Below are 26,108 nucleotides of genomic sequence, written 5' to 3'. Positions count from 1 at the left end.
ATTTTGCGTATTCAAGCGCCTGCCTGCAGACCGATCTAACCGCCCAATTCGATCCGGAGACAGTAGTCATGTCCGAACAAAGCAATCAGGTCATCGCCGAGGGCGTCGATGACGAACCGGTAGAAAGCAACCGCCGGTTATTCGAAGGCCGCGCCTATCTTGTCGTCGCGATCATGGCGGGCATCTATGCCTTCTTCCACATGGCCGCACTGAACGGGTTATCGATCTCTGCCACGACAGGCGTCACAATCCCATTCCTGCCCACATTCCCTATGGAAACATGGAATTTCCGGATCGTGCATATCGCTGGTGCTCTGATCCTGGGCTTCACCCTGTTTTCAGCACGGGCGTTCCCAGATGAGGAACCGGGCGGGGCCTCTAAACTGCTCGATCTGCTGGCCTTTGCGGGCATGCTGCCCGCGCTCTATGCCCTTTGGCAGGCGTTCGACATCGCGGGCCAAATCTCAGACGGCACCATGTGGAACGGCATCGCGGAAGAATTCGTGACGCAGGAGACCTGGCATTTCGGTGTTCCGCTATTGGCGGCAACCGGTATTGGCATCGTTCTGGGCTGGCTGCGCACAAGAACGCGTGGGCGCATTGTGCCTGCGGACATTCTTCTTTCAATCTGCGCTGTTGCCGTGGCTGTCTATCTCATCACCATTTACGGCACGCTGATGCGCAACTCCACCGGGACACCATTTGCGCCCATTGGTATCAGCCTGGCCGCAGTTGCAGGCGTTGCTCTGATCATGGAATTGACGCGGCGGGTGGCTGGCATGGCCCTGATCGTGATCGCGGCCGTGTTCCTGACCTACGTGTTTGTGGGGGAAAGCCTTCCAGGTTTCCTGAACGCACCTGACATCGCGTGGACCCGGTTCTTTAGCCAAGTCTACACCGATGCGGGCATCCTTGGGCCGACCACGGCGGTCTCATCTACCTACATCATCCTGTTCATCATCTTTGCCGCGTTCCTGCAGGCCTCAAAGGTCGGGGACTACTTCGTCAACTTTGCCTTTGCCGCCGCCGGCCGCGCGCGCGGTGGACCGGCCAAGGTGGCGATCTTCGCCTCCGGTCTTATGGGGATGATCAACGGAACGTCAGCGGGCAATGTGGTGGCCACAGGCTCCCTCACCATCCCGCTGATGAAGAAGGTCGGCTACCACAAGAAGACCGCAGGCGCAGTTGAGGCTGCCGCCTCGACAGGTGGGCAGATTATGCCGCCGATCATGGGGGCTGGTGCCTTCATCATGGCAGAGATCACGGGCATCCCATACACAGACATCGCGATTGCGGCGATCATCCCGGCGATCCTCTACTTCGCCTCCATCTACTTCATGGTCGATTTCGAGGCCGCGAAGCTGGGCATGCGCGGGATGCGCGAGGACGAACTGCCCAAGTTCCGCGATATGGTCCGTCGGGTGTTCCTGTTCCTTCCGATCATCATCCTGATCGGGGCGCTCTTCATGGGATATTCTGTGATCCGCGCTGGAACGCTTGCCACAGCCTCTGCCGCTGTCGTGAGCTGGTTCACACCCTACCGGATGGGGCCGCGCTCTGTCTCGAAAGCGTTCGAGATCGCGGGCGTCATGTCGATCCAGATCATCGCGGTTTGTGCCTGTGCAGGCATCATCGTTGGCGTCATTTCCCTGACGGGCGTGGGTGCGCGCTTCTCGGCCGTGTTGCTGGGCATCGCTGATGCGAGCCAGCTGCTCGCTCTGTTCTTCGCGATGTGTATTGCCATCCTGCTTGGCATGGGCATGCCGACAACGGCAGCCTACGCAGTTGCGGCGAGTGTGGTTGCGCCGGGTCTGGTGCAGCTGGGCATTCCGATGCTGACGGCGCATTTCTTCGTCTTCTACTTCGCCGTCGTCTCGGCAATCACACCACCGGTGGCACTGGCGAGTTACGCGGCAGCAGGGATATCGGGATCAAACCCGATGGAGACGTCTGTGGCCTCGTTCAAGATCGGGATTTCCGCATTCATCGTGCCGTTCATGTTCTTCTACAATGGCGCGATCCTGATGGACGGCGCCTGGTATGAGATCGCCCGCGCCGGGGTCACGGCCGTCATCGGTGTGTTCTTCCTCTCATCAGGTATGCAGGGCTGGTTTGCCGGGCGTGCCGTTGGCTGGGCAATGCGCCTCGGGCTGGTCCTTGCCGCGCTCTGCATGATCGCGGGCGGCCTGTTGACCGACGTAATCGGCGTCGCCCTGGCCGTCGGCCTCTGGTTCGCCCAGAAAGCCTTGGGCGGAAGCGCACCGGTCACACCTGCAACCCCGGTGGCCGACGAAAGAGGCTGATCAAGCCATTTCACGGATTTTGAAGTGAAAGGCGCGGCGATCATCGCCGCGTCTTTTTTTTCGATCGGAGTAAACGCCTAACCCATCCGGGTGATGCAAAACCCCAGATTTAATGTCATAGTGGAGAGGAAATTCAGGAGTGAGCTGTGACGAAGTTCAGACGTAGCTGGTTTAAATGATTCTTCGCCACAGTAACCGTACTGTTCCTGACTTCATGTGGCTTCGTGGTGGCCGAACGGTCCGGAAATTTCGCCCGAGATGCCTACGTGCTCGTGTTGGGCAGCGAGCCCGGTTTTATTTGGGAATGTGCGGGCGAACCTACGCGGATCACACCAACTGCAACTGGTGAGGTGTCGCGGTATGTTTATCGTGGTCTCAGTACGAGCCGACTGATATCTGGTATGAGGGCTATTTCGACTTCTACTTTGAAGACTCGGAAGTCGTCGATGTGAGGCCAAGCGCGAACAGAACGCGCGACAGCATCGGTTTTCCACTTGGGGAGAATACGATCGCGACGATGAGTGAGCCAGTCATTCGTGGATGCGTCACATGATCCGCATTGCGATATGCCTGGTATCGCTTTGCACTCTGATGACGTTGCAGCCCGTTTATGCTCAAACACACATCTGCCCAACTGTCGCGCAACTTCCCGCTTCCAGTGCGATGTCAGATGGCGTTTTGCGTGATCGAGAGCAGCTGAGGGCAGCGTTCCGGGAGGATATGACGAATTACGCGACCTACCGAAATGGCTGTCCCTCCCTGGCGCAGGCTTATCGAAACCGTGCAGACGGTCTGAAGGAAATCTTGCGCGGAGTAGCGCTGGACACGCTTGAAAGCTGAGCTATACCCCGATTTCGGACACTGACGTAGGCTACGAATTGCTGTCTGCTGATCTTCGACGAGAAAGGGATCAGAGATGTCGAAACGGAAGCAGCATTCGCCGGAGTTCAAGGCGAAGATGGCGCTGGAAACGCAGAAGCGTGAGCAGACGGCGGCCGAGCTGGCGAGCCGGTTCGGGGTTCATCCGACGATGATCCACACCTGCAAGCGGGCGTTGCTGGAAGACGCGTCTGGCGTGTTCGAGCGTGGCGGCAAGAAGGCTCCGTAGATCGGTGAGGAGAAGGTGAAGGAGCTGCACGCCAAGATTGAGGAGCTGGCCGTGGCCAATGATTTGTTGTCCAGAAAGCTCAAGCCGTGGACCGGGAAGTGAAACGGAAGATGGTTGAGCCCGCCAATCCCGAGCTGTCGATTGGCAAACAGTGCAAGCTGCTGGCGATCTCGCGGTCGTCGTTCTACTACCAGCCCAAGGGTGAGACGGCGCTGAACCTGAGGCTGATGCGCCAGAGCGACGTACAGTTCCTGGAAACGCTGTTCTTCGGAGTGCGGCAGATGACCTGGCAATTGTGCAACGAGGGTCTTCTGGTGAACGAGAAGCGCATCCGCCGGCTTATACGGCTGATGGCGATCTATCAGAAGCCCAACACCAGCAAGGCGGCGAAAGGTCACAGGACCTACCCCTACCTGCTGAAAGGGCTGCGCTTGACCCGGCCCAATCAGGTTTCGGCGGCAGACATCACCTACCTACCGATGCGGCGCGGGTTCCTCCATCTTGTCGCCATCATGGACTGGCACACCCGCAAGATTCTGGCCCGGCTATTTCGAACACGTTGAAGGCGGGCTTCTGCGTCGAGGCGCTGGACGGAACCACCGCCCGCTTCGGCCCGCCCCGAGACCATGAACACAGAGCAGGGCGGCCAGTTCACATCCTTCGCCTGGACCGACCGCTTGCGCCGATCCGGTGTGCTCATCTCGATGGACGGCAAGGACCGGTTCCTCGACAATATCTTCGTTGAGCGGCTGTGGCGGCGCCTGAAATACGAGTGCGTCTACCTGCACGTCTGTGAATACGGATCAGAGGCAAAGGCTGGCGTCGGCAAGTGGATCGAGTTCTACAACCGTAAGCGCCCGCATGCCGCCCTAGGCGGTAGGCCCCCAGCCGTGGTCTACTGGCCGAGAAGAGAAGACACTCAACCCGATCAGCAGGAGCGGAGAGTAGCTCAAGGCTCCCGAATAATACGCCCGAATAGTCTTTCGCGTAAGACATCCCGGCTGAATGAAAGTCCAGAGACCGGTCAGCACATTTGCAATGAACTGATCTTCGAAAAGGCGGCTTTGCGCCGCAATCAAACGACTTAGCTCAGTGTTCAAAGACTACTTTGCAAGTTGTGTATTACCAACAAAAGGCACCAAGCATTGATTTGCGCAGTCGGCGGCGACGCATCCCTGAGCGTAGGCTTGCCTCAAACAAGCTGGCGTAGTGCGACTGCTACTGTGTCGGGTTCTTGGAATACGGCGAGTTGTCCGCACCCTTCGATTGAGATCAGATCACAGTTTGGGCGGCTTGCGGCAAAGGCCTCTATCCCGCCGACGAGGAACATGCGGTTGAGGGCGCCGTGGACAAATCGCAGCCGGGTCGAGGCCGCCACCTCGCTGAGTAGTGGGGACCAGTTCGACGCCCAGCGAACGACGTCGCGCACCAACCTGTCGGTATCAAGAAACGAATAGCTGATGATATCGCGGGTAATGCCATAATAGCTCGGGTCGGTACGGGTGAGCACCTGATCCTCCGGGCTGCCGTCAAAAAAGTAGTCGACGACTGTGGCTTCGCCCTTGGCTGATCGGGCGAAATTTGCGGCGACCAATCTGTGCGGTAGAAGCAGCATCTCCGGAAATATCCGGGCGGGCACCATCGTGCGTCGGATCGTCGGCGGCAATCGCAGCAGGGCCGACGTGCTCTCAAATGGCGTGCCAGTGTCGATAAGGCAAACAGCGGAGGTCATGGCCGGATAGCGCCGCGCAAATTCAAGCGCGTAAAGCCCACCCGAGGCTTGCCCGGCAATGACCGCGCGCGGGATGGACAACGCATCCAGCACGTCACGGCAAAGCGGTGCAACTCGGTCTGGTCCCTCGGTCGGCTTTAAGGCAGCGCTCTGTCCCGCGCCCGGTTTGAGCGGAGCCAGAATGCGAAGCCCGGCTTGCGCGAATGCAGCGCGCAAGTCCCGCGTCAAACCCGGTGGATGCGTGGATTGAATGAGCAGGACCGGACTTCCATCCGGCGCGCCATAATCGAGCACCTCGATCGGTCCGACCCGACTGGTCAGGACGTGTCTTTTGACATCCCCATCATCGAATTTCGCGCTGCCGCGTCCAGGCAATGAAGGCGGTTTCATTTGCGCGAGAGCGGCAAGAAAGAGTGCGAGCTCGGTCTGGCCTGAGACCCCGATTTGGGCGAAAATCCGCGAAAGTTGCGTGCGGACGGTACGGATCGACCTCTTCCGGCTGTCGGCGATGCCCTGCGCAGATCCGGTTTCCACGAAGGCGCGCAGGGTGTCCACCTCGGCCCCGGTCAGCTCAAAGGATCGTGCGAGCGTGTCCCCAAGCGTGGCGGACCAACGCGGCTCGACGATCAGTGCGCTAAGTGGCGCGGCCTCAGATGAATCATTTTTGAGCTGGGGAAGATGGCCGATCAGAAGAACCACGGGTTTGCGGCGTCGCGGAACGTTCAGAGTAACGACGACCTGCGCGTCGAGGTTGTTCGCGCTTGCCAAATTCTCAAAGCGCACACGGTCATCGGAACTGGCAAAGTGCTCCGACAGGTCCGTGTGAGCACCCACGACGTTCGAAAAATCGAGGTTTGATGTGACAATCCTGCCAGATCGCTCGACAACGGCGGCCGGACCGTTCTGAGCTTCAACATAGCTGAGCGGAGTTTCCACCGGCTCACGTGTCAGGACATCGAAGACATGTCCCACTTGCTGAAAGTGATGTTTGAACAGCTTCTGCCAAGCCTTGGATGTATGGTTGTCACAGGTCGGGGCGCTGAGTTCCGCTTCGATAAACTCATCCATCGCGGCAAAGATGGGCTGATAATCCGCGCCGTTTCCAACCGCGTCATACAGCCTTGAAATCACCCGAAGAGCCTCCTGCGGTATGTCTTCTGGATCAGCTGGCCCTTGCGTCACGATGCCCCCACACACTGCGCTTCATCACGCCGCCACGCTAGGCCGTAAATCTCCGGTGCGCAAAGCAACAAACACGTGATTTACGTCAAATGACGTATGCGGATGCCAGCCGCAGTCCTTTAGACTACTCCAAGGGTTGAGTTGGAGCATTCTATTGCGACTTTTTCTTGTGACCGCGGCACTGGGCCTCGTCGGATCTGTTGATGCAGCCTTGGCAGAGCCGCGATGCGCGCCCATGCTGGAATCAGAGAGCCTCCCGTTAATCTATCTCGATCTACCTGACCCAGTTGCGAGCCGCGTGACAGGTTCGGTTGAGGAGGCCTTACTGGCAGAGCAAATTTCGGGAACGATGCCTGCTCCGCTCACCAAACTTTATTGCCATATCGGCATGTTCGAGATGTCCGTGCGCTTTGTTCAACCGGTCGAGGATGACAGCATCGCTGGCATCGTCACCGAAGCCGTCTATGCCTGGCAGCCCGATGGTGAACCGGCGGGCTGGCAGCTTTCGACGATGAACCGTCAATTTCTGTGCGCGCGCGGGGGTGAGCCCTTCGCGCCGCTTTGCCCATGATCCTATTCAATTCAGAAAGGAACGCACTATGATAGCGCGACGGCCCGCCTTGGTCCTTTTGATTTCCACTTGCCTTTCCCCCCTGCCCCTGGCCGCCGACAGCGATGCGGCTGAGCGTATAATGGACATGTCAAAGAGCGAGTTTTTGGAGGACTACGAGAACCGCTATATGAACATGCTGCGCGTCTCTGAGGTAATGATGCGGCGGTTCGATCCGGTCCATGCAGACGCATTTGATGCTGACACCCCAATCACGCAAGCTGAGCGGGACGGTTTTGAATGCACCTATGATGCCGTTGTTGCGGCTGGCGCGATGCCCGCATTTGCGCGCTATCTGAGCGCATCCGACGAGCTTTTGGAGCGGGTCGAGGCCGATCCAAGCTTCGACTATGTCGACATGATCTCACCCGAGTTCCAAACAGAGGGCGACATGGTCCCGGATGAAGCCGTAATGGGTGCGATGCTCGACTGTGATTTCCTGACCCTATCGCAAAGCCGGCTGGACTTTACCCCAGAGCTATGGAGCGACATCCAGGCCGCCGGAAGCGAACGCGGATATTTCTAAGCGGCGTTGATCCGGTTGGTTTGAGAAAAGGATTATCACGATGAAAATGTCTTTAATGCGAATGGGTGCGGCGGGGCTCGTGTCGATGCTGGCCGTGGGGTCTGCCAATGCACAGTCCATGGCGGACTTCCGCACTGAGTTCATGGTCCAATGTGTCCAAGGTGGTGAGGCAGAGACCGACTGCGCGTGCATCTTTGATGCCTGGTCCAGCCAAGTCGCGCCCGAGGAAGTGCCTACGGCGCGGATCGCACTCGATATGTACCTGGGCGAGCAGCCTGCGGACATGAATGATATGATGGCGGGCATGCAGATGATGCAGGGCATCGCGGGGGTAGCGATGCAATGTGCCCTTGGCGGCCAGGCCCTGCCCGAAGGGTTCGAGATCCCCGGTTTAAATATGCAGGTCGACGCGGCAGGCCCAGCTACCGAAGAGATGGCTGAGAGTAACGAGGCTGACATGGCCGAGGAAACGGATGCGGCGACCGCGGTGCTGGAACAGATGATGCGCCTGCAAGAAATGCAGGATGCTGAAAACGCAGAACGCGAGGCTGAGCGGCAGGCCCAGCAGGAACAAGAACAGCTGCAATATGCAGCACTTCAGGAGATCAGGGCCCAGTATGAGATGGAACTGGCGCGCATCCACAGCCGCGATATCAACGACTGGGAGGTTGCCGATTTCGAGCCTCTCTACCGGCTATATTGCGAGTCCGGCGGATCGAGCGCGCAGGAGTGCGCGTGCGCGTGGCCGCTTCTGGCCGATCTTTCGACATATAATGCCATCCCCTACCTGGCCTCTCGTAGCGAGGGCGATGATGTGCAGGAAAGGGTGAGCATTGCTGACAGCTCTGCTGCGTTTTTCACACATCGTGAGTTCCACCAGCGCAAAGAGGCGCTCTGTGAGTGATGCGCGCCAGTCTCAAACTCATACGATCAAGGAGATAGATATGCGTTTTCCGAAGCGTTGCCTCGTGCCGCTCGCCGGGCTGATCGCAGCAAGCGCTGTGCAAGCTCAATCCGTACCGACGCGAGATATCACGTTTAACTTCGATGTTCGGATCGAAGGGAACAGGGCCGCGATTGACACGGGCATTCGCATCGCCTGCGCGGCAAGCTACACGGCTGCCGACGGCGAGAGCGTCTTTAGAAATGCACGGGCCATTATCTTGGAACCTGGCGATCCCGCGCCAGCCTCTATTCCCGTCTCGGTGACGATATCGGACTTTCCGGTTTCCCGGAACTACAACCCGAACTCGACAGATGAAGCTATGAATTGGGGCTGTCAGGCCTATCCGGCCAATGGTTCACTTTCAACGCAGTTCCTGGCGTCCGGTCAGGCTGTCGATCCTGTTGCGTCGGGAACCTGCCCAACGGTCAGGGGGACATTCAATGTCTTGGGTGAAGTGTCTTTCGACAATCAGTACTGCGCGCCTTAGTGAGGATGGCCGGCAGAGCGAATTGGGAACGGTTTGACGCCGCGCGTTTCAGGCTGCGGTCCCAACTGCTATGCATGGCCACTCTGTGGGTCATTTTGGGCGCAGGCCATGCGGCTGCGCAGGACAGGCGTGATGCAGAGAGCTTGGTCATCCGCGTGCCGGATCTGGTTATCGTCGGGGCCACGACGGCGGGACCACTGGAAATAGCAACCCCTGACCTCGTAATCGTCGGATCAGAGACATCTGGGCCGTTGGAAATCGCGGTACCGGATTTGGTTATCGTCGGGTCAGAGACCGCTGGACCATTAGAGATCGATTTACCCGACCTGATAATCGTGGGGTCGCCCATTGCCGGTCCGCTGGAGATTGCCGTTCCTGATCTGATCATAGTAGGGTCAGAGACCGCCGGACCGTTGGAGATTAACGTGCCCGACCTCGTAATCGTCGGGTCGCCAACTGCAGGTCCGCTCGAAATCGCCGTGCCTGATCTGGTTATCGTCGGATCAGAGACCGCCGAACCGCTGGAGATTGCTGTACCAGACCTCGTGATCGTCGGATCGGAAATTACGGGCGCTTTAGAAATCACACCGCCTGATCTCATCATCGTTGGTGTCGAGGAGCTGGCCACATTCTTCATCACGCCCCCGGACCTCGTGATCGTAGGCACGAATGCTGTCCAACCTGACGACAGTTTGCAGCGCACCGATAACGAAGGATCCTTGCCCCAAACCAGCGCAAACAATCCCGAACCTGAAGAGACATCCGAAACGGGGCAATGGTGCGTCGGCGCTTATACAGCCCATGCAGGCACTGGGATGGGCACCGCGCTTGGCTTCAGTATGCCTGTGGGCCAGACGGAAACCGTGCCTGCGACGGTACGCGCCTCCCAATGCCGGACAGCGCTCACGGCCACGATCGCCGGCCAAGTCGTGACGCTCAACCTCAGCCAAGCACCCGCCACCTATGACGGCTCCATCTCCTTCGGCGATGGCGTGGCACGTACCATGACGCTGGAATGCGGAGAGGACCTGAACTTGCGAGGCACACTGGTCGCGCAGGACTCAGATCTAAGGATCGAGCGCCCCGTCTGGCTGATCCGCGACCCAAACAGCTCTGCCGATCTGCCCGAGAACTGCCCGCCAGCTCCTTCTCGTTAGAATTGCAAGGGTGAACCGATTGCGCGCTGGAGACTTATGAACCCGCAACGCCGGATCGAGGCGGGCAACAACTTTCGGCGGCACACCAATCCACGACTATGTCGCAGACATGGCCCAGCGATGGGACCGGATGTTAAGGTAAAGACTTCTAGCGCATCCCTCTATCAGAGCTTTTCAAGTGTCCCTTGCGTCAATGGTCTGTTCACCAAAGAAACGGCTCTCTTCGCCGACGGTCCCCTCACTTAGAGAAGGGAAAAGCTAGAGAGGGCGTTCTCAGGGGGACAATTCACTAGCAATATCTAATCTAACCGGCTCAAGGATTTCACCGGAAGCGGCTAAGGTTTCCAGCTGCTCACAGCTTGCTGGTGCCTCGTCGCACAGAATGACCTCCCTCCCACTGATTTGCTTCATGCGAGACGCCATCGCATCCGGACTTTGCAAATGGGCCGCTTGCGCGCTGTTGAGCGTAAGTACGTCGCCTGAAATCAACAACGTGCGCTCACCGCTGGGATCAATCTCATCCAACTGGCGAGCAATGAGGCGCGTCTGAACTTGCCAAGCACCGTAAGAGGCATATTGCTTCACTGTCACCATTGCGTAGAAGCACGACATTAGCAAAACAAGAACCCGAGCGATCCGCCCTCCGATAGCCGACTGTTGCTTCAGCGCCAAAGCAGCCCGGACGACAATAATGCCGTAAAAGATCCATGCAAAAATAAAGGCGCGCGGCGGGGTTATCACACCCGCCTTCAATACCAGCAGACCTATTAAACCCAGACCAGCGCCCAGCCCTGCCAACAGGTAGAGCGCCTCCATCGGTCGGACTCGCAGCAACACGACCGATGCCGACACTAGAATGAGGAGGTGTAAGTATCCCAGCGACTTAAAGCCATAGCTTGCCTTTACTATGAATTCTTCGAAAACCTCTATCAGAAGCGGCAAATTATTGATCATGCCAGCGAGGTCGTCCGCTCCGCTTGCATCACGCCATGTGTCCAGCGGTACGCCAAATACGCCATGAACCGCCCAGTTCAACGTGTAAGCCGCAAAAATCGCCAGTGCAAAACTGGCGACAAATAGACACAAAAGCCAAAGCAAATCTTTCAAAGAACGCTGGTCTGTCTGCGCTATGCAAAGAGCTAACAAAATCAAGGGATACGTTGTGTAGGCAGAGAAGCTCACCACCACAAAAAGTGGGAGCAAGCGGCGATAGGTGCGCTGTGAAAGTGCATGGCCCAAGACGCCATATAGTGTGAGAACTGCAAGTCCAGGAAGGAGAGTATTGAACCAAAGAGAAATCAGGGTCGAAAGTGACGATGAAATTATGAGAAGTGTTAGCGCTGCGACAAATACTCGGTCAGACTCATTTCGTGTTGCCTGCAGTGCAATAGTAACAGCTAGAACAGCCCACAGCGTTTGGTAGACTGCAAAATTGAACCATGCAGGTGTGATGACAGGCCGCAAATGCCAAACATAGTTTAGCCACCGGCCCTCATGAAGAGTCTTCGGCCAGAAGATCTCAGCGTCAGTGAAAAGCGCAGGATAGTCATCATGGCGTATCATAGGGTCGACGAGGTTCGGCGCTGAAAGAACTAAAGCCGAAACAATCGCCAAAATCACGGCGATGATATGCCATCGCCTTTCAGCCATCACTTGTTCTTGCTGCGCTGTCAGCTGTTGCTTATCGCCAAGTCCTAGAAAGCTCATCGTTTAGGGCGCGCGTTTCCCGCGAGATAGGAAGCAACAATTCGCGACTTAACTTGTGCGATCTGCGTAACCATCCGCCGGGGCATTCTGTTGACGACCGCGCGGCGTAATCGCCATCGAAGATTTCCGCCCTCGGCAAGTTCGACGCCCGCAGGAACCTCATAGTCGAGGATGTCGTTGCTCAGTCCAGCTCGACCTGCCTCGTTCAAATACAGGACAGAGTTGTAACGATACCAGGGCGCAACGTCGTGAAAATCAAATACTCTTGGTCGTATACAATCAAAGGCAACGTAGCCACGCTGGAGAAATTGATTCTGCCAATATGCGAGAGGTCTTTCGTTGACATGAAACTCGCCTCCTTGGCCCGGCACAGCTGCCGAAAACAAAATACGGTTAGAGGCTCGGGTCAGGTTATCGAGAAAAAAGTCCGCAGCAGAAGCAGGCAAGTGTTCCGCGACCTCAAGCGATTGAGCCAAATCAAACTTTCGTTCGAATTCGATAGGTTGCGTCAGATCGGCGGCCCTAAAACTCTCAGTCGGGATTGCTAGGTTTTCTCGATCAACATAGTCGCCGTCAACTGCGAGGACATCCTCTACACCTGCCTCAAGCCACTGTTGCAGCCAAATGCCGCGCCCCGAACCAAGATCCACAACGGATCGTGGCTGAACAAATGGGTGAAGAAGAACTACGAACCGACCAGCCGAGCGTCTTGATCCTTGGTCGATGTAGTCGAAGAACTGATCTGAATAGACGTGAGGCATGTTCTCTTCACCGCTTTCCCGCGTCGCCGACGAAGACCCAAAACTGCATGAATATGAAGTTTTGAACTGGCAAAACGATCGCTGTTGACACACTTGAAATCAGGGGGGTCAGCGCCATTAGTGATGCAATCGGGCCCGTAATCACATAAGATGTGACAAGACCTATTAATATCATTAATGAAAATCGAACCACTTGATATAGATTCTTTATTTCCTGACGAAAAGTAAAAACCGCCTGTAGGCAATATTGCGCAACTACAGCAATGAAAAATGCAAAAGCATTTGCAAATGGATGCGACAGACCGTTAGCAACGAGCAACAGGAACAAAGACACATAGAGTAGAGCCACAAATGCGCCGACACCAGCAAATCGTGCAATCCTTCCGGCGGACCACATAAGACTATTTGTTTCCCTGATCGGGCGCCGTGAGTCGGCTGCCAATCTCGTCTGCTACATAATAAAGTGGACGGTTTTTAGACTCTACACACAACCGCCCAACATACTCCCCCAATATACCAAGTGTCAGCAACTGGACGCCCGAAAATAGACTTATCACCACAACAATTGAAGCCCAACCAGGCGTAGTTTGGTAAATCGCGAAAGAGTAAAGAACATAGATCATCATAAGGGCTGAAAACCCCAAACTGGCAAAAGACATACGTGTCGCGAACTTGAGTGGTTTTGTTGAAAACGCCGTCATCGCATCAACGGCAAAACGCACCATTTTTCGTACTGGATATTTTGTCTCACCAGACGTTCGCGAAGCACGCGGGTACTCAATGCCGATCTGCTTGAATCCTACCCATGCGAACATCCCACGGACAAACCGAGCCCTCTCTGGCATCGCCAGAACAGCATCCAGCGCCCGTCGATTCACCAGCCGAAAATCACCGGTATCTTGCGGGATGTCAGTATCCGACATCGCGTTCAGGATTCGATAAAATACCCAGGCTGTGGCCCGCTTAAAAAACGTCTCGCCGTGCCGTTCGATACGCCGCCCGTAAACCACGTCATAGCCCTGATCCATCATGTGCATCATATCGGCGAGCAGTTCAGGCGGGTCCTGCAAATCCGCATCCAGCATGAATATCCGTGCTCCGCGTGCCGCCTCCAATCCAGCAGTCAGCGCAATCTGATGCCCCCTATTCGCGGATAGTCTAATGCCCCGCAGTTTCGGTTCCCTCTCACACGCTGCCTCTATCACCGACCAAGTTCTGTCTTTCGACCCATCATCGACCAGAATGATCTCCGCACAGGTGCCGTATGGCGCAACAACATCATCTAGGCGCGAAAGCAGTGAAGGGATCGCCCCTTCCTCGTCCAGACATGGCACGACGATCGAGATCGTGATTTGACTTTCTTCGCTCACGCAAGACCCTCTATGCCAATGATCGGACTTATCAGTTCTAGTGTTAGTCCATGATCCAGTCCGGGTCCATGAGTGCGAGAGTCTCGGACACCCGCTCACAGTGTCGCAATCCGCGGAAAGATCATCTGGTGTTGTATTGATTTCCTTGGATTGGCTCGTTGAAATGCCTTTGAATTTAAGTCGATCATTTCTCAAGCAAGCTCACATACACCAAGAACCGCTTCTTAGACGAAGCACATAAATCTGGCATCGTCGACGAGGATTACCCATAAATCAGTGCGTCAGATTTGTACCGCTGACGCGGGGATCGGTTCCGGTCTGACAACAATTGTGTCGTCGACACGCCGAGCTGAAGGTCGCCAGTTGCACACAACTGAAACGATATCTGATCGACAGACTCAAGCTTGGGAGACAGCAGGCTCAATAGACGATACATGTGTCCGCAAAATTGGAGCATATAGCAACCTCGGCAAGCCGTGCCTTCGAAACATCCCCATTGTCCACAGGCTATTAAAACGCAACGGCACCCCCCCGATTGAGAGCATAATTGTGGTGGCAGAGGGGCAACAGAGCGCTGAATTTACACCTTCGATTACCCAAGCTCACAGAGATTAAGCGATGGCCATGTCGTAGAGGCTCCGGCGCCTCCACAACCCTCCCTCCGACTCTCAGAAATCCTGTTAACGCAAATGGGCTGTTTGGTTCTTGCTGTTAACGCTCTGCCACACACCTGCCGCATGCAGGGTGCTAGCGTCTGGGCACATAGCAGACGGAGGCCTATCCCATGCGGCGCATCCTTGCATCGACCGTAGCTTCAATATTCCTCGCGACGCCGGGACTGGCAGAGGAGCTTCATATCATCTGTTCCGCGGAACAGGACTGGTGTGACCAGATGGCTGCCGGTTTTGAGGCCGAGAACCCAGAGATAGATGTGCTGATGGTGCGCAAATCGACGGGGGAAGCACTTGCCCAAATCCGCGCGGAGGCAGGGAACCCGAAGGTGGATGTCTGGTGGGGCGGCACGGGTGATCCGCATCTGATTGCATCGACCGAAGGGCTGATCCAACAGTCCGGTGTTCCCGTGGACGGCCTGCGACCTTGGGCAACAAACATGCTCGGCATCTCCGAAGAACGCACGGTGGGCATATATGCAGGCGCGCTTGGCATTGCATACAACCCAGAAATCCTGGCGGAGCGGGGGATTGAGCCGCCTAACTGTTGGGAGGATCTCGCCCATCCGCGCTTTGCAGGTGAGGTTCAATCCGCCAGTCCGCACAGTTCAGGCACCGCCTACACCCAACTTGCCACTATCGTGCAGATATTTGGTATGCGCGCCGGTTTCGATCTGCTTGCCCGCATCGGCCAGAACGTGAACGATTACACCTCTTCCGGGTCGGCACCGTCGAAGGCCGTCGCGCGGGGCGAGACCGGTGTCTCCATTGGTTTCATGCATGACATGGTCAAACTTGCGGAACAGGGATTGCCCATTGAGATCGTTACCCCTTGCGAGGGGACGGGCTACGAAGTCGGAGCAGTCAGCGTGATTGAGAATGCGCGGAATTTTGAGGCCGCGCAGGCCTGGGTCGCCTATGCGTTGCGCGCCGATGTGCAGACCCGCGCGGCAGAGGTACGAGCTTATCAGGTGCCGTCCAACAGTGCGGCGGCGATACCTGACGCTGCACCTGATTTCGATACGCTCGGGCTGATCGCATATGATTTTGTACAATTCGGAAATGCCGAGCTGCGCGCCTATCTTCTCGAGCGCTGGGACGAAGAGGTCGGCAGCCAGCTTCCGTCGAACTAAGGCTCAGACGCCTTGGGGGGCAATCGCCCGTCCGTATCTGTTGTGGGGCAGATAAGGGCGGGCGATTGTGCTGCCGCGGACCAAACCTCAGTCCGCATGATCAAGTAGCAAAACGTCCATACCAGCCCGCTCGGCAGCGCTTGCACCTTGCGGGCTATCCTCGATGACCAGCATGTCCTGCGATTGCAAGCCCGCGATCTGCGCCGCTTTGAGGAACATGGACGGGGCAGGTTTGGGTGCATCCACATCGTCCACCGCAACAACGGCATCGAACAGATCGATAATCCCAGCCCGAGTCAAAGAGGCCGCGGCGACCGCCCCTTCTGCATTGGTCGCGACAATACGCGCCAGTTTGCGGAACCTGTGCGCCAACGTCACGACCTCTTCGACCTTTGGGAGAGGCGCGTCCTGCGCAATATAGGCGGCAATACTGTCCGAGGTCGCCTGTCCGATGTCGAGTCCCGGCAGTACCTGTTCGGCACAGGCCGTCAGAAGTCCGGTGCGGTCGAGCCCTGTGCGCGCATCGTACCAGCCACGATTGAGCGTTCTGCCTTGCCGGGCAACCGCTTCCGAAAACGCTGCAAAATGGGCATCCTCGCTCAGAACCAGCGTTCCGTCGCAGTCGAAGATGAGACCGCGATAGCCACCCGTCTCAATCATGTCAGCCCATTCGTGATCCTTGAGGACCGTCGTTCCGTGGCGACCTATATGTCTTGCGCGCATTCTTGATATTCTCTTGACTGAAGACGGTGAATGGCGGCGAGCAGACGATCAGGCTGAAGCGGCTTTTCCAGACACAGGATGCGGTCGTGCAGCGCTGGTGGGAGCGGGATGCGACTTGGCATCTTGCCCGACATCACGATGACAAGACCTGCAGGGCTGCCCTCAAGCATATCTCGGGCAAGTTGCCATCCGTTTGGACCTGCCCCCAAATCGATATCGGTTACCAGCAGATCAGGCCGCCCGTCCGCCCGCAAACGAGCGGCCGCTTCCACCCCGTTGGCCGCAGTCTGGACAAGGGCTGCGGTTGAGCGCAGGCCGTCCTGGAGCAGCACCCGCGTCTCCGCATCGTCTTCCGCGATCAGGACGCGGCCGACAGTGCAGTTTGTGGCCCTGCTTGGATGTTCTTTGGTTTGAATCGGCAGGCTAAGCCGGACCGTTGTGCCAATATCGGGCTCGGACAGGATCTGAATATCGCCGCCGGTTTGTTTGATGAAGCCATAGACGATCGAAAGGCCAAGGCCGGTCCCACCGGTCTCCCCGCGCGTGGTGTAAAACGGCTCAACCGCATGGGCGAGTGTCGGAGTATCCATACCGCAGCCATCATCCGTAACCTCGATACGTGCCGTTTCCGAGGGCCCCTGTGAGACGGTGACGCGGACTGTGCCGTCCCGCTCAATGGCTTGGTTCGCATTGAGCACGAGGTTCAGCAACGTGCTTTCCAGTTGGCCGGGATCGACGGTTACCCGGATCGGGTGCTCAGGCGTTTCGATGCGAAGGTTGACACCGGATTTCAGACCGATCTCCAACAGATCCGCGAGGCCATCGAGTAGCTCGCCCAATTCCACGACCTCCGGCGTCAGCTTCTGCTTTCTGGCAAAGGCCAGAAGGCGGCCGGTGAGTGAGCTGCCGAACTCGACGGCATTGCCGATTGCGGCAAGATTTGCCTGGCCAACTGGGGCGAGATGCGGCGCCAGCAAATGTGCATGTGTGCTGATGGTCGAAAGGATGTTGCCAAAGTCATGGGCCGCGTCGCCCGTCACCTTGCCCAGTGTCTCAATCCGGTCAATCTGCTGCACACGCTCGGCCAGCCTGCGCTGCTCAGTCACGTCGGTCAGAAGCCAAACTTGCCCCCCCTCGGGCAGATGACTGACCCGAATATCAACGATAAGGGTGCGACCGCGCGCAAAGGTGACCGGCCCATACCCGGCAAGATCAGCGGGGGCTTTTTCTGTTGCTTCGAGGCCCGCTGCATGCAGCCGGGCTGGCATAGCGATGCTGCCATTGAAGGTGCCAAGCATCCGATCGAGTGCGGGGTTCGAGGCGGTGACCCTACCCATGGCGTCAACGACCGCAATCCCGTCGGACATATTGGCGAAAACCTTTCGGAACAAAGCGTTGCGCGCGTCGAGCTGCCGGTTCGTTCGATCGAGGCGCAGTGCGTTGGCCCGGAAAATGCGAAACGACTTGAAAAGCGCCCCAATTTCGTCTTCCCGCGCGCCTCGACGTGGCAGGCTGCTCGAACGGTCTCCGCTGGCGAGCTGAACCATCGCGGACGACACGCGCGAGATATTGAAGGTCACATAGCGCGACACATAAATCGCGGACGCAAGGGCGAGGCCCAGACTGGCCAGCACGATTGCCCCCACAAAGGCGCTTGTCCGCCCTATGACAGCCGAAGCGGTCTCGCGCTCGCGTGCGAGATAGGTCTCCGCCTCCTCAGCATAGGTGGAGGCCAGATCGCTGATCCGGCTTGCCGCCAGACGGATGCGAAACAGGGCATTCTGGGCATTGAGAGTCTCGGACAATTCCAGCCGTCGCCGCTCGAACAGCCCCAGCGGGCCGAAGGCCACACTATCGAGTTGCACCAGATACGCGCTTTGTGCCTCGGTCAGCGATCGATCAGCAAGCAGGCTGTTCTGCCGTAGATAGGCCCGCTGAGCCTCCCCCACGCCGATAAGGTTTCCAAGGTAAACCGCCGTGAGGGCATCCGCCGTCATGCTCTGCAACGTCCACCAGTCGAGCCGTTCGTCATTGGAGATACTGCGTTCGGCAATGCGTTCCATCGTTTCGCCGCGCATGTCCTGCAGTGCAGTTGCAGTGGCACGGATGGCGGTTCGCTGTCGATCAAGATGGGCGGTCGCCGCAACGAGATCCGTCACAGCTTCCGCAATTTGGTCCACCGCGCCGCTGACATCCGTGCGAGTCCGACCGTCGAGCACGAAAGTCGTTTCGGGCCAATCGACACGGATGACATCAAGTGTTTCAAGCAGGCGGCTCGCCTCCTGATTCAAAAGGAAGTTGGATCGCTGGTTCAGCAGATAGGGGGCTGACGTGGCGAGGTTGGCTGAACGGCGCGACAGCTCAAGCGCCTGAGCCACCTCACTCAATGTCTGCCGATGGAGTTCCTGAAGGTTCGCATCGACCCTTTGCAGCGAAACGAGTGTTATGCCTCCAACGGTGAGCACCGCGATGGACAAGAGGGCCAGCGCCGACCACAGCCGCCTGCGCACCCCCCAGCCATGGAACAGGGCCTGCCTTAAAGACATGGCATGACATCAGCGACAAAGATGTAGCCGCGCCCTCGCCTGGTTTGCAGATGAACCGGCTTAGAGGGATTTTCCTCAATCTTCCGCCGCAGGCGCAGGATCAGCACGTCAATTGTGCGGTCCATGTACCGGCTCATATCGCTGCCAATCTCGGCCAGCAGATCCACGCGCGGAATAATCGTGTTCGGCTTCTCAAGAAAGTACTCCAGAAGCCGGAATTCAGCATTGGTGAGCGAGACCTCCTCCCCATCACGATCCTGGACGATGCGCTGCTCACGATCCAGAACGAACCTGCCAAAGCCGATGCAGGAGGTGCTGCGGTCTGCAGCCTGCGGCGCTGTGCTTGCGGGGTTACAACGTCGCAGTACCGCGCGAATACGTGCGATCAACTCACGTGGGTTGAACGGTTTGAGCAAGTAGTCATCCGCTCCAACCTCCAACCCAACAATGCGATCAGTCTCGTTTCCCGTCCCAGTCAGCATGACGATCGGCAGATCGTGCTCGGCCCGGATCGTCATAGCCAGCGACAGCCCGCTTTCGCCGCGCAATTGAAGATCAATGATGACAAGGTCCAATGGAGCGCTGTCTGGCAGGGCTTCGAAGTCGGCACTTCCAGCCATTGGGATCGGTTCGAAGTCATGGGATCGCAAAAGCGCTGCGATCGCATCACGAACCGCCTTTTCGTCGTCGATAATACCAATGCGCGCGCGTTCCATTCCGCGATCCGCCCCTCGTCGTCCCCATCCGAGACTAGAAGCCCAATGGGCTGGTGTCCCGCCCTTTCAGATTTCATTTGTTACAGCTTGGGCTCGCGGCGTCACGTTGTTAACCTTTCGGCACATGGTTTGTAGCGCGATTAATCGGGCATCCCCTCACGTCCTTGGCCACTCGTGGCAAGAGTACAGGACCGGCAGCAAAGGACCGGAACGAACCAACTTGACGGAGGAATTCTAAATGAAACGCACAGGTCTTCTGACCGGCACCGCCCTCGCCGCATTCTGCACGCTCGCCAGCACAGCGCAGGCCGACGAACTCAACGTGGTCTGTTCCGCAGAGCAGGATTGGTGTGACCTCATGGTGTCCATCTTCGAGGCAGAGCATCCCGAAACCGAAGTCCTGATGGTGCGAAAGTCTACGGGTGAAACGCTCGCGCAGATCCGCGCGGAAGCGGGCAACCCGAAGATCGACGTCTGGTGGGGTGGCACGGGCGATCCGCATCTCATTGCCGCCGAAGAAGGTCTGTTGCAGGCCTCCGGCGTTTCCACCGACGAGCTTCTGGGCTGGGCGCAGAACATGTCCGAAATCTCCGGCGGCCGCACAGTCGGTATCTATGCCGGTGCACTCGGCATCGCGTACAATTCTGAAATTCTGGAAGAACGTGACATTGCGCCGCCAGCCTGCTGGGCTGATCTGATGGACCCGCGTTTTGCCGGTGAAATCCAGGTTGCGAACCCCAATTCCTCCGGCACGGCATATACCGAGCTTGCGACCTTCGTGCAGTTGTTCGGGGAGGATGAGGCCTTCCGCATGTTGCGCGACATCGGCGAAAACGTGAATTCCTACACGTCCTCGGGGTCTGCACCCTCCAGGGCTGCGGCTCGCGGTGAGACGGGCGTGTCCATCGGCTTCATGCATGACATGGTTAAGCTCGCCGCGAGCGGCTTCCCGCTCGAGATTGTCGCCCCTTGTGAGGGAACTGGCTACGAAGTCGGCGCGGTGAGCATCATCGAAGGGGCGCGCAACCCGGAAGGCGCGCGCGACTGGGTCGAGTTCTCACTGCGCGCAGACATCCAGTCTCGCGCGCCAGAGGTGCAGTCCTATCAGGTGCCGTCCAATTCCAACGCGGAAGTCGCCCCTGAAAGCCCCGATCTCGCGTCGATCCGGCTGATCGACTACGACTTTGCGACCTATGGATCCAGTGAGACACGCGCCCGCCTGCTTGCCCGATGGGACGAAGAGGTCGGCGACCCCAACCCCGAGCAGTAAGGCCGGGTCTCCCCGAGCATCGCATCCTTCCCTGCGATGCTCACTTCAGGGCGCCCGGTAGGTTCGGGCGCCCCTTTTCCCAGGGATAGATTTCAAATGAGACAGACGATTGCACTCTGGCTGCTGGCCGGACTGGCGGGCTGCACCCTGCTGCCTTGGTATATGACAAGTGGGGGCTTCTGGTCCTTCGAATGGGTCGGAGACGGCACCCCTGATAGCGCCCTCACCCAGATCGTGCAGGTGGGACGCTGGTGGTTGATCGCACCGATCTTGGCGATGCTGACGGTCGCCATTGTTCAGTTCGGTGTCGTCGAACCGGTACGCCGTGCAAAGCTGAGCCTCTGGATCGCCAGCGCCGGTCTTGTTCTCACCGCCCTGCAGGGACTTGTCATCGTGCGGGCGGGGCCACGCCTGTTCGAGGGGCTGTTCGGTGGCGAAGTGGCTGCCGCCGGACAGCCCGGCTTCGGCATCGGCGCCGGGGTCGCGCTCATAAGCCTACTTTTCATCGCAACAATCTCACTCTCACAGACAGGACGCGGGCGCGGCGACGCCTTCGTGGTCAGCATGATCGGCCTTATCGTCGCCCTCGTCGCGGTGTTCGTGTTCTACCCGGTAGCACATATCCTCATCCGTGCATTCGAGATCCCGGGCGGCTATTCGCTGACACAGTTTTTCCCGCGCTTTTTCGACAGCGGCCTGTGGGGGCTTGATTGCCTCTTTGGCGGGCAAAGCTGCGGAACGGCGATCAACTCCCTCTTCCTCGCGCTGATGACCGCGGCAGGGACGACAATTCTCGGCCTCGCCTTCGCACTGATCTTCACACGAACGGATTTCCGGGCGAAAAAGCTTTTGCGGGTGCTGACGGTCATTCCAATCATTACGCCCCCCTTCGTTATCGGCCTCGCCCTCATCCTTTTGTTCGGTCGCAGCGGCACAGTGACGGAGATCGCGGCAGAGCTGTTCGGAACGGAAAAAACGCGCTGGCTCTACGGGTTTTGGGGCGTCTACTTCGCGCAACTCCTCTCCTTCACCCCCATCGCCTTCCTCGTACTCATCGGTGTGGTTCAAGGCGTAAGTCCCTCGATGGAGGAGGCGTCCCAAACCTTGTCTGCGGATCGCTGGCAGACGTTCCGGCGCGTGTCCTTGCCGTTGATGCGACCGGGCCTGGCCAATGCGTTCCTGCTCGGCTTCATCGAAAGCCTCGCAGATTTCGGCAATCCTCTCGTGCTAGGCGGCGGCTACAACGTTCTGTCCACCGACATCTACTTCGCTATCGTTGGTTCTGCCGCGGATCCGGCGAAGGCCGCAATTCTTGCCATCGCGCTTCTGTCGCTGACCCTGTCCGCGTTCCTTGCGCAGCGCTGGTGGGTTGGGCGGAAGTCATACGCCACGATCACGGGCAAGGCCGACAGTGGACAAAACGCGGGCCTAAGCCCGGTGGTGAAGGCGATTTGCTATTGGATCGCCCTGCCCTGGGCGGCGCTGACGGCGGTGGTCTATTCCATGATTATCTTCGGCAGTTTCGTGAAGCTCTGGGGCTACGACCACAGCTTTACCTTCGACCACTACACAAGGGCCTTCGGCATCGATTTCACCAGTGGGCGCCTCACCGGTGTGGCATGGGACAGCTATTTCACCACGCTCACCATCAGTTCCATTGCAGCCCCACTGACGGCACTTGTGGGCCTTGCAACGGCCTATCTGCTGGTGCGGCAGAAATTCGTGGGCAAGGACGCATTCGAGTTCTCAACAATGCTCAGCTTTGCGATCCCCGGCACGGTCATCGGCGTGAGCTATATCATGGCATTCAACTTCCCACCGATCGAACTCACAGGCACCAGCATCATCCTGATCGTCGTGTTCGTCTTCCGGAACATGCCGGTTGGGGTACGTGGCGGGATAGCGGCCATGTCACAGCTCGACTCGAGCCTTGATGAGGCCTCAGTTACGCTAGGGGCAAATAGCTTCACAACTGTGCGTCGGGTGATCCTGCCGCTGATGGGCCCGGCCCTGTTCGCCGCAATCACATACAGCTTCGTGCGAGCGATTACCTCTGTCAGCGCGGTGATCTTCCTGGTCAGCGCCAAACACAACATGGCGACATCCTTTATCGTTGGACGGGTCGAAAATGGCGAATTTGGCATCGCGATCGCCTATTCCGCCGTGCTGATCGTGACGATGCTGACCGCAATCCTGTTGCTTCAACTCATCATCGGTACCCGTCGCCTGCGCCGCACCGACCGTGTGCAGACAGCCGCGCGCGCCTGACACTTTTTGGGAGAGATCAAATGACAAAGATTAACGCAGGCTCTGTCCGCTTCGACGGTGTGGTTAAGCGCTTCGGCGACGTGACAGCACTCAAGCGCCTCGACCTCGATATCGCCGCCGGTGAGTTGGTGACACTTCTCGGCCCGTCCGGCTGTGGAAAGACCACCACATTGCGCCTTATCGCCGGGCTCGAGACGGCAAGCGACGGGCGGATCGAGATTGGAGGCGAAGATGTCACCCATCTCACCGCGACCTCTCGTAAGGTCTCGATGGTGTTTCAAAGCTATGCGCTGTTTCCCCATATGTCGGTCGCGCAAAATGTCGCCTACGGGCTGACCGTGGGGGGGATGCGCAAAACCGAAGCTGCGCAAAAGGCTGAACATGGCTTGGAAATGGTGGGCCTTGCCGGGTATGGGGAACGCTTGCCGAGCGAACTTTCGGGCGGCCAACAACAACGCGTCGCAGTTGCCCGCGCCATCGTGCTCGAACCAGAAGTGCTGTTGCTCGACGAACCGCTCAGCAACCTTGATGCGAAGCTGCGACGGCATGTGCGTGAGGAAATCCGCCAGATCCAGCAGCGATTGGGGCTCACGGCAGTCTACGTTACCCATGACCAGGAGGAGGCGATGGCCGTTTCCGACCGGATCATCGTCATGCGCAACGCCGAAATTGCACAGGCCGGCAGCCCCAAGGAACTCTACGATTGCCCGAATTCAGCCTTCATTGCAGATTTCATCGGGGACGCGAACCTCGTACCGGTTGAGATCGACCGGGTAGACGATGGTCAGTGCCATTTCACCATCGGCAACCGACGCTACTCCACAACGAACGCACTGATCCAAGCCGGACCCGCGCAGGCCGTGCTGCGCCCGCAAAGCATCAACTTGGACAATCCGCAGATGGATGGCCTTCCAGGTGAGGTCACAGCAGCCGCCTATCTGGGGCGGGAAATCCAATACACAGTAGAGACATCCGCTGGGCCTCTCTTCGTAATCGCAGAAGCGAACGCTCGTGCGCATAAACGAGGCGATGCAGTGAGCGTGAACATAGCGAATGAAGCTGTGAGGTTGGTTGCCAATTGATGCAGATAAATAGGAATGGCTTGTTTTTCAGTATCAAGCCATTTAATTGGCCGAATTTCCGCCTTCATTGCTGTCGTCGGGGTCGGTTATGATGATGTAATATTTTATTTAATCATGAGTTTTTCCAAAATTAGCTCAATCACTTATTATTTTATAATATAAAATATCTAATTATAATATAAGATTATTTCGGAAAGGTAATAAGAACACGTAATTCGGCTTCCTGTATTGGATCGCTGCAACGGAGGCTGTACAAAGAAATAGTCCCACCACCAATCAAATTTGCCGTCCATATAGGTCTGAAAACAGTCACTTTCAGAGCTCCCGCCAAGTCGATTTCCTTGAACTCATTGAGGTGAGCCAGCCTCATGATCTCGGGTTTAATGCAGCGGCGCATCGCACCAATGCATCTATTCGAAATCCTCGTCGCTAATTTGCGGAGCACATAGTGCAATCCGCTGCGGCTGATCCGCCAGAGATTGCTTAGCGGCTCACTACACGGCTGCGATCTATCGTTTCTCTCGAGGACAAGGAAGTGGTCCCATCTTTTCGGACAGGATTGCAGCGTTTCTAAGGTGTATCGTGTTTAGGTTTCATGCTGCTTTCTGCTCTTCCAAGCCTGCCTACTATGCGTCCTCCGGCGTTCGCCGATCTAACGCGGAATGGGGCCGGTCGGTGTTGTAGAATGCCATCCAGTCTTTGCCGACTTTGCTAGCCTAGAAGCCGTCGTTGATCTCTTCGAGATAGATCGATTCCTGCTTCAAGCTTCGCCACAGCCGCTCGATGAAGATGTTGTCGAGGTAACGGCCCCGTCCATCCATCGAGATGCGCATGCCTGCCTCGGTCAGTTTCGTGATCCAGGCTGACCCGGTGAACTGGCTGTCTTCGTCCGTATTCATGATCTCGGGTGGGTCGTATTTGGCGATGGCCTCGTTCAGCGTATCGACGCAGAAGTCCGAGTGCATCGTGTTGCTGAGCCGCCAGCTGAGCACCTTGCGCAACGCCCAATCCATGATCGCTACGAGATATAGGAAGCCGTTTTTGACCGGCACGAAGGTGATATCAGCGCACCCGCCGCCTAGCGGGTCATGCGCAGCATGATCCCGAGAGGGAGATCTGGTTTGGCTGGCTGATCACCATCTTACTCAGCAGGTGCGGGAAGACACGATGTTGCGGGTGGGGTTGGCTGGTTCGAGGGCGTTTGTAGCTTGCCTGCAGCCCCATCTTTGCCATTAGGCGTCGCACGCGGTAACGGCCCACGACAAAACATTCATGGCGCAGATTGGCCGCGATCTGGCGGCTGCCGAAGACCGGGTATTTCGTGAACACCCGGTCGATCACTTTCTTCATCGCCAGCGTTTCGAAGTCGATCCCGACATGCGTGTATTAGAACGCCGACCGCGACAGCTGTACCAGTTTGCATTTCCGACTGATGCTCAGATCGGGGTGATCCCGCTGGATCATCGAGCGCTTCCTTGCAGGGCTCACCTATTGAGCCCTTCTGACAAAAAATCGTTCTCGACCGCCAGCCTCACAATCTTGGCTTGCAGATCTTTGACTTCGACATCCGTTGTGCGCTCTGGTTTGCCGCCACGGGCAAACACATCAGCCATCCCATCGACCGCTTGGCGTTTCTATGTGCTGACCTGGTTCGGATGTACCTCGTGCTTCGCCGCGATCTCCTGCACAGTCTTGTCGCCACGCATCGCTTCCAACGCCACATCGGCTTTAAACTGGTTTGTGAACTTCCTGCATTCCGCCATTCTCGTATCCATTCAAAGGTCCGGGATAAAGCTTAGCTCACTGTCCA

22 protein-coding genes and 3 pseudogenes are annotated in these 26,108 nt (G+C 57.5%); 12 read left to right on the top strand and 13 right to left on the bottom strand.

From position 1 onward, the window contains the following. Positions 1 to 68 precede the first annotated feature (68 nt). From POI8812_RS01040 to POI8812_RS01030, 3 genes and pseudogenes are all read left to right on the top strand, one after another. Entirely contained in the window at positions 69 to 2,303 is a 2,235-nt protein-coding gene (locus POI8812_RS01040) for a TRAP transporter permease (RefSeq protein WP_108781457.1), read from the top strand. 549 nt (positions 2,304 to 2,852) lie between these two features. Next, positions 2,853 to 3,143, top strand: coding sequence for a hypothetical protein (locus POI8812_RS01035; protein WP_108780680.1), 291 nt, complete (start codon positions 2,853 to 2,855; stop codon positions 3,141 to 3,143). 76 nt (positions 3,144 to 3,219) lie between these two features. Further along, positions 3,220 to 4,343: pseudogene (locus POI8812_RS01030) on the top strand (IS3 family transposase); the annotation flags it as partial. Positions 4,344 to 4,603: 260 nt separating this feature from the next. Here the strand turns inward: POI8812_RS01030 and POI8812_RS01025 are convergent. Then, positions 4,604 to 6,274 carry a bifunctional helix-turn-helix transcriptional regulator/alpha/beta hydrolase gene (locus POI8812_RS01025; RefSeq protein ID WP_146186095.1) on the bottom strand — a complete coding sequence of 557 codons (1,671 nt, stop codon included), beginning with the start codon at positions 6,272 to 6,274 and terminating at the stop codon, positions 4,604 to 4,606. 205 nt (positions 6,275 to 6,479) lie between these two features. On the opposite strand from POI8812_RS01025, the gene POI8812_RS01020 reads away from it, so the two are divergent. From POI8812_RS01020 to POI8812_RS01000, 5 genes are all read left to right on the top strand, one after another. Beyond that, positions 6,480 to 6,896 (top strand): hypothetical protein, encoded by a 417-nt coding sequence (locus POI8812_RS01020; RefSeq protein ID WP_108780678.1) that lies wholly within the window; start codon positions 6,480 to 6,482, stop codon positions 6,894 to 6,896. A gap of 28 nt (positions 6,897 to 6,924) precedes the next feature. Further along, positions 6,925 to 7,461: a hypothetical protein gene (locus POI8812_RS01015; protein ID WP_146186094.1), complete on the top strand. Its 537-nt coding sequence runs from the start codon at positions 6,925 to 6,927 to the stop codon at positions 7,459 to 7,461. A gap of 40 nt (positions 7,462 to 7,501) precedes the next feature. After that, positions 7,502 to 8,365 (top strand): hypothetical protein, encoded by an 864-nt coding sequence (locus POI8812_RS01010; RefSeq protein ID WP_146186093.1) that lies wholly within the window; start codon positions 7,502 to 7,504, stop codon positions 8,363 to 8,365. Between the two features lie 40 nt (positions 8,366 to 8,405). Further along, the gene (locus POI8812_RS01005; protein ID WP_108780675.1) at positions 8,406 to 8,894 is read left to right on the top strand and encodes a hypothetical protein; all 489 of its coding nucleotides are present in this window, start codon (positions 8,406 to 8,408) and stop codon (positions 8,892 to 8,894) included. 74 nt (positions 8,895 to 8,968) lie between these two features. Further along, complete coding sequence (locus tag POI8812_RS01000) at positions 8,969 to 10,051, top strand: hypothetical protein (RefSeq protein WP_108780674.1); 1,083 nt, start codon at positions 8,969 to 8,971, stop codon at positions 10,049 to 10,051. A gap of 273 nt (positions 10,052 to 10,324) precedes the next feature. On the opposite strand, the gene POI8812_RS00995 is transcribed toward POI8812_RS01000, so the two are convergent. From POI8812_RS00995 to POI8812_RS00980, 4 genes are read right to left on the bottom strand one after another with little or no spacing between them, the layout of a single operon-like run. Further along, positions 10,325 to 11,758 (bottom strand): hypothetical protein, encoded by a 1,434-nt coding sequence (locus POI8812_RS00995; RefSeq protein WP_108780673.1) that lies wholly within the window; start codon positions 11,756 to 11,758, stop codon positions 10,325 to 10,327. Further along, entirely contained in the window at positions 11,755 to 12,519 is a 765-nt protein-coding gene (locus POI8812_RS00990; protein ID WP_108780672.1) for a methyltransferase domain-containing protein, read from the bottom strand. Before POI8812_RS00990 ends, POI8812_RS00995 begins: the two co-directional genes overlap by 4 nt. A 7-nt stretch (positions 12,520 to 12,526) precedes the next feature. Then, positions 12,527 to 12,961, bottom strand: a complete 435-nt coding sequence (locus tag POI8812_RS00985) for a GtrA family protein (protein ID WP_146186092.1) — start codon at positions 12,959 to 12,961, stop codon at positions 12,527 to 12,529. Continuing rightward, positions 12,921 to 13,871 (bottom strand): glycosyltransferase family 2 protein, encoded by a 951-nt coding sequence (locus POI8812_RS00980; RefSeq protein ID WP_108781456.1) that lies wholly within the window; start codon positions 13,869 to 13,871, stop codon positions 12,921 to 12,923. Before POI8812_RS00980 ends, POI8812_RS00985 begins: the two co-directional genes overlap by 41 nt. 802 nt (positions 13,872 to 14,673) lie before the next feature. Here POI8812_RS00980 and POI8812_RS00975 point away from each other — a divergent pair. After that, on the top strand, positions 14,674 to 15,693 hold the full coding sequence (locus tag POI8812_RS00975; protein ID WP_108780670.1) for an ABC transporter substrate-binding protein: 1,020 nt from the start codon (positions 14,674 to 14,676) through the stop codon (positions 15,691 to 15,693). 87 nt (positions 15,694 to 15,780) lie between these two features. Here POI8812_RS00975 and POI8812_RS00970 read toward each other — a convergent pair whose 3' ends face one another. The 3 genes from POI8812_RS00970 to POI8812_RS00960 are packed head-to-tail and all read right to left on the bottom strand — an operon-like array spanning position 15,781 to position 19,678. Further along, the gene (locus tag POI8812_RS00970) at positions 15,781 to 16,416 is read right to left on the bottom strand and encodes an HAD family hydrolase (RefSeq protein ID WP_108780669.1); all 636 of its coding nucleotides are present in this window, start codon (positions 16,414 to 16,416) and stop codon (positions 15,781 to 15,783) included. Next, positions 16,398 to 18,962, bottom strand: a complete 2,565-nt coding sequence (locus tag POI8812_RS00965) for an ATP-binding protein (protein WP_108780668.1) — start codon at positions 18,960 to 18,962, stop codon at positions 16,398 to 16,400. The genes POI8812_RS00970 and POI8812_RS00965 overlap by 19 nt, the downstream gene beginning before the upstream one ends. Continuing rightward, positions 18,953 to 19,678, bottom strand: coding sequence for a response regulator (locus POI8812_RS00960; RefSeq protein ID WP_108780667.1), 726 nt, complete (start codon positions 19,676 to 19,678; stop codon positions 18,953 to 18,955). Before POI8812_RS00960 ends, POI8812_RS00965 begins: the two co-directional genes overlap by 10 nt. A 238-nt stretch (positions 19,679 to 19,916) precedes the next feature. Between POI8812_RS00960 and POI8812_RS00955 the strand changes: the two genes are divergently transcribed. The 3 genes from POI8812_RS00955 to POI8812_RS00945 all read left to right on the top strand — a co-directional run bounded on the left by POI8812_RS00955 (position 19,917) and on the right by POI8812_RS00945 (position 24,298). Next, complete coding sequence (locus tag POI8812_RS00955) at positions 19,917 to 20,948, top strand: ABC transporter substrate-binding protein (protein ID WP_108780666.1); 1,032 nt, start codon at positions 19,917 to 19,919, stop codon at positions 20,946 to 20,948. A gap of 96 nt (positions 20,949 to 21,044) precedes the next feature. Then, positions 21,045 to 23,216: an ABC transporter permease gene (locus POI8812_RS00950; RefSeq protein WP_108780665.1), complete on the top strand. Its 2,172-nt coding sequence runs from the start codon at positions 21,045 to 21,047 to the stop codon at positions 23,214 to 23,216. A 20-nt stretch (positions 23,217 to 23,236) separates the two neighbouring features. Next, positions 23,237 to 24,298 carry an ABC transporter ATP-binding protein gene (locus POI8812_RS00945; RefSeq protein ID WP_108780664.1) on the top strand — a complete coding sequence of 354 codons (1,062 nt, stop codon included), beginning with the start codon at positions 23,237 to 23,239 and terminating at the stop codon, positions 24,296 to 24,298. Positions 24,299 to 24,924: 626 nt separating this feature from the next. Here the strand turns inward: POI8812_RS00945 and POI8812_RS17905 are convergent. The 5 genes and pseudogenes from POI8812_RS17905 to POI8812_RS00925 form a co-directional block, all read right to left on the bottom strand. After that, a pseudogene (locus POI8812_RS17905) lies at positions 24,925 to 24,996 on the bottom strand (integrase core domain-containing protein); the annotation flags it as partial. An 18-nt stretch (positions 24,997 to 25,014) separates the two neighbouring features. Next, positions 25,015 to 25,371 (bottom strand): annotated as a pseudogene (locus POI8812_RS00935) (transposase); the annotation flags it as partial. 13 nt (positions 25,372 to 25,384) lie between these two features. Further along, complete coding sequence (locus tag POI8812_RS00930) at positions 25,385 to 25,648, bottom strand: IS3 family transposase (protein ID WP_108780662.1); 264 nt, start codon at positions 25,646 to 25,648, stop codon at positions 25,385 to 25,387. A 134-nt stretch (positions 25,649 to 25,782) separates the two neighbouring features. Further along, positions 25,783 to 25,911, bottom strand: coding sequence for a hypothetical protein (locus tag POI8812_RS17860; RefSeq protein WP_281258530.1), 129 nt, complete (start codon positions 25,909 to 25,911; stop codon positions 25,783 to 25,785). 21 nt (positions 25,912 to 25,932) lie between these two features. Next, positions 25,933 to 26,061, bottom strand: a complete 129-nt coding sequence (locus POI8812_RS00925; protein WP_162844847.1) for a transposase — start codon at positions 26,059 to 26,061, stop codon at positions 25,933 to 25,935. Positions 26,062 to 26,108 lie beyond the last annotated feature (47 nt).

It is taken from the genome of Pontivivens insulae (genome assembly GCF_900302495.1).
GTDB classification, from domain to species: Bacteria; Pseudomonadota; Alphaproteobacteria; order Rhodobacterales; family Rhodobacteraceae; genus Pontivivens; species Pontivivens insulae.
The sequence above is the reverse complement of the archived record's forward strand: the minus strand, read 5'-3'. Positions and strand labels throughout refer to the sequence as shown.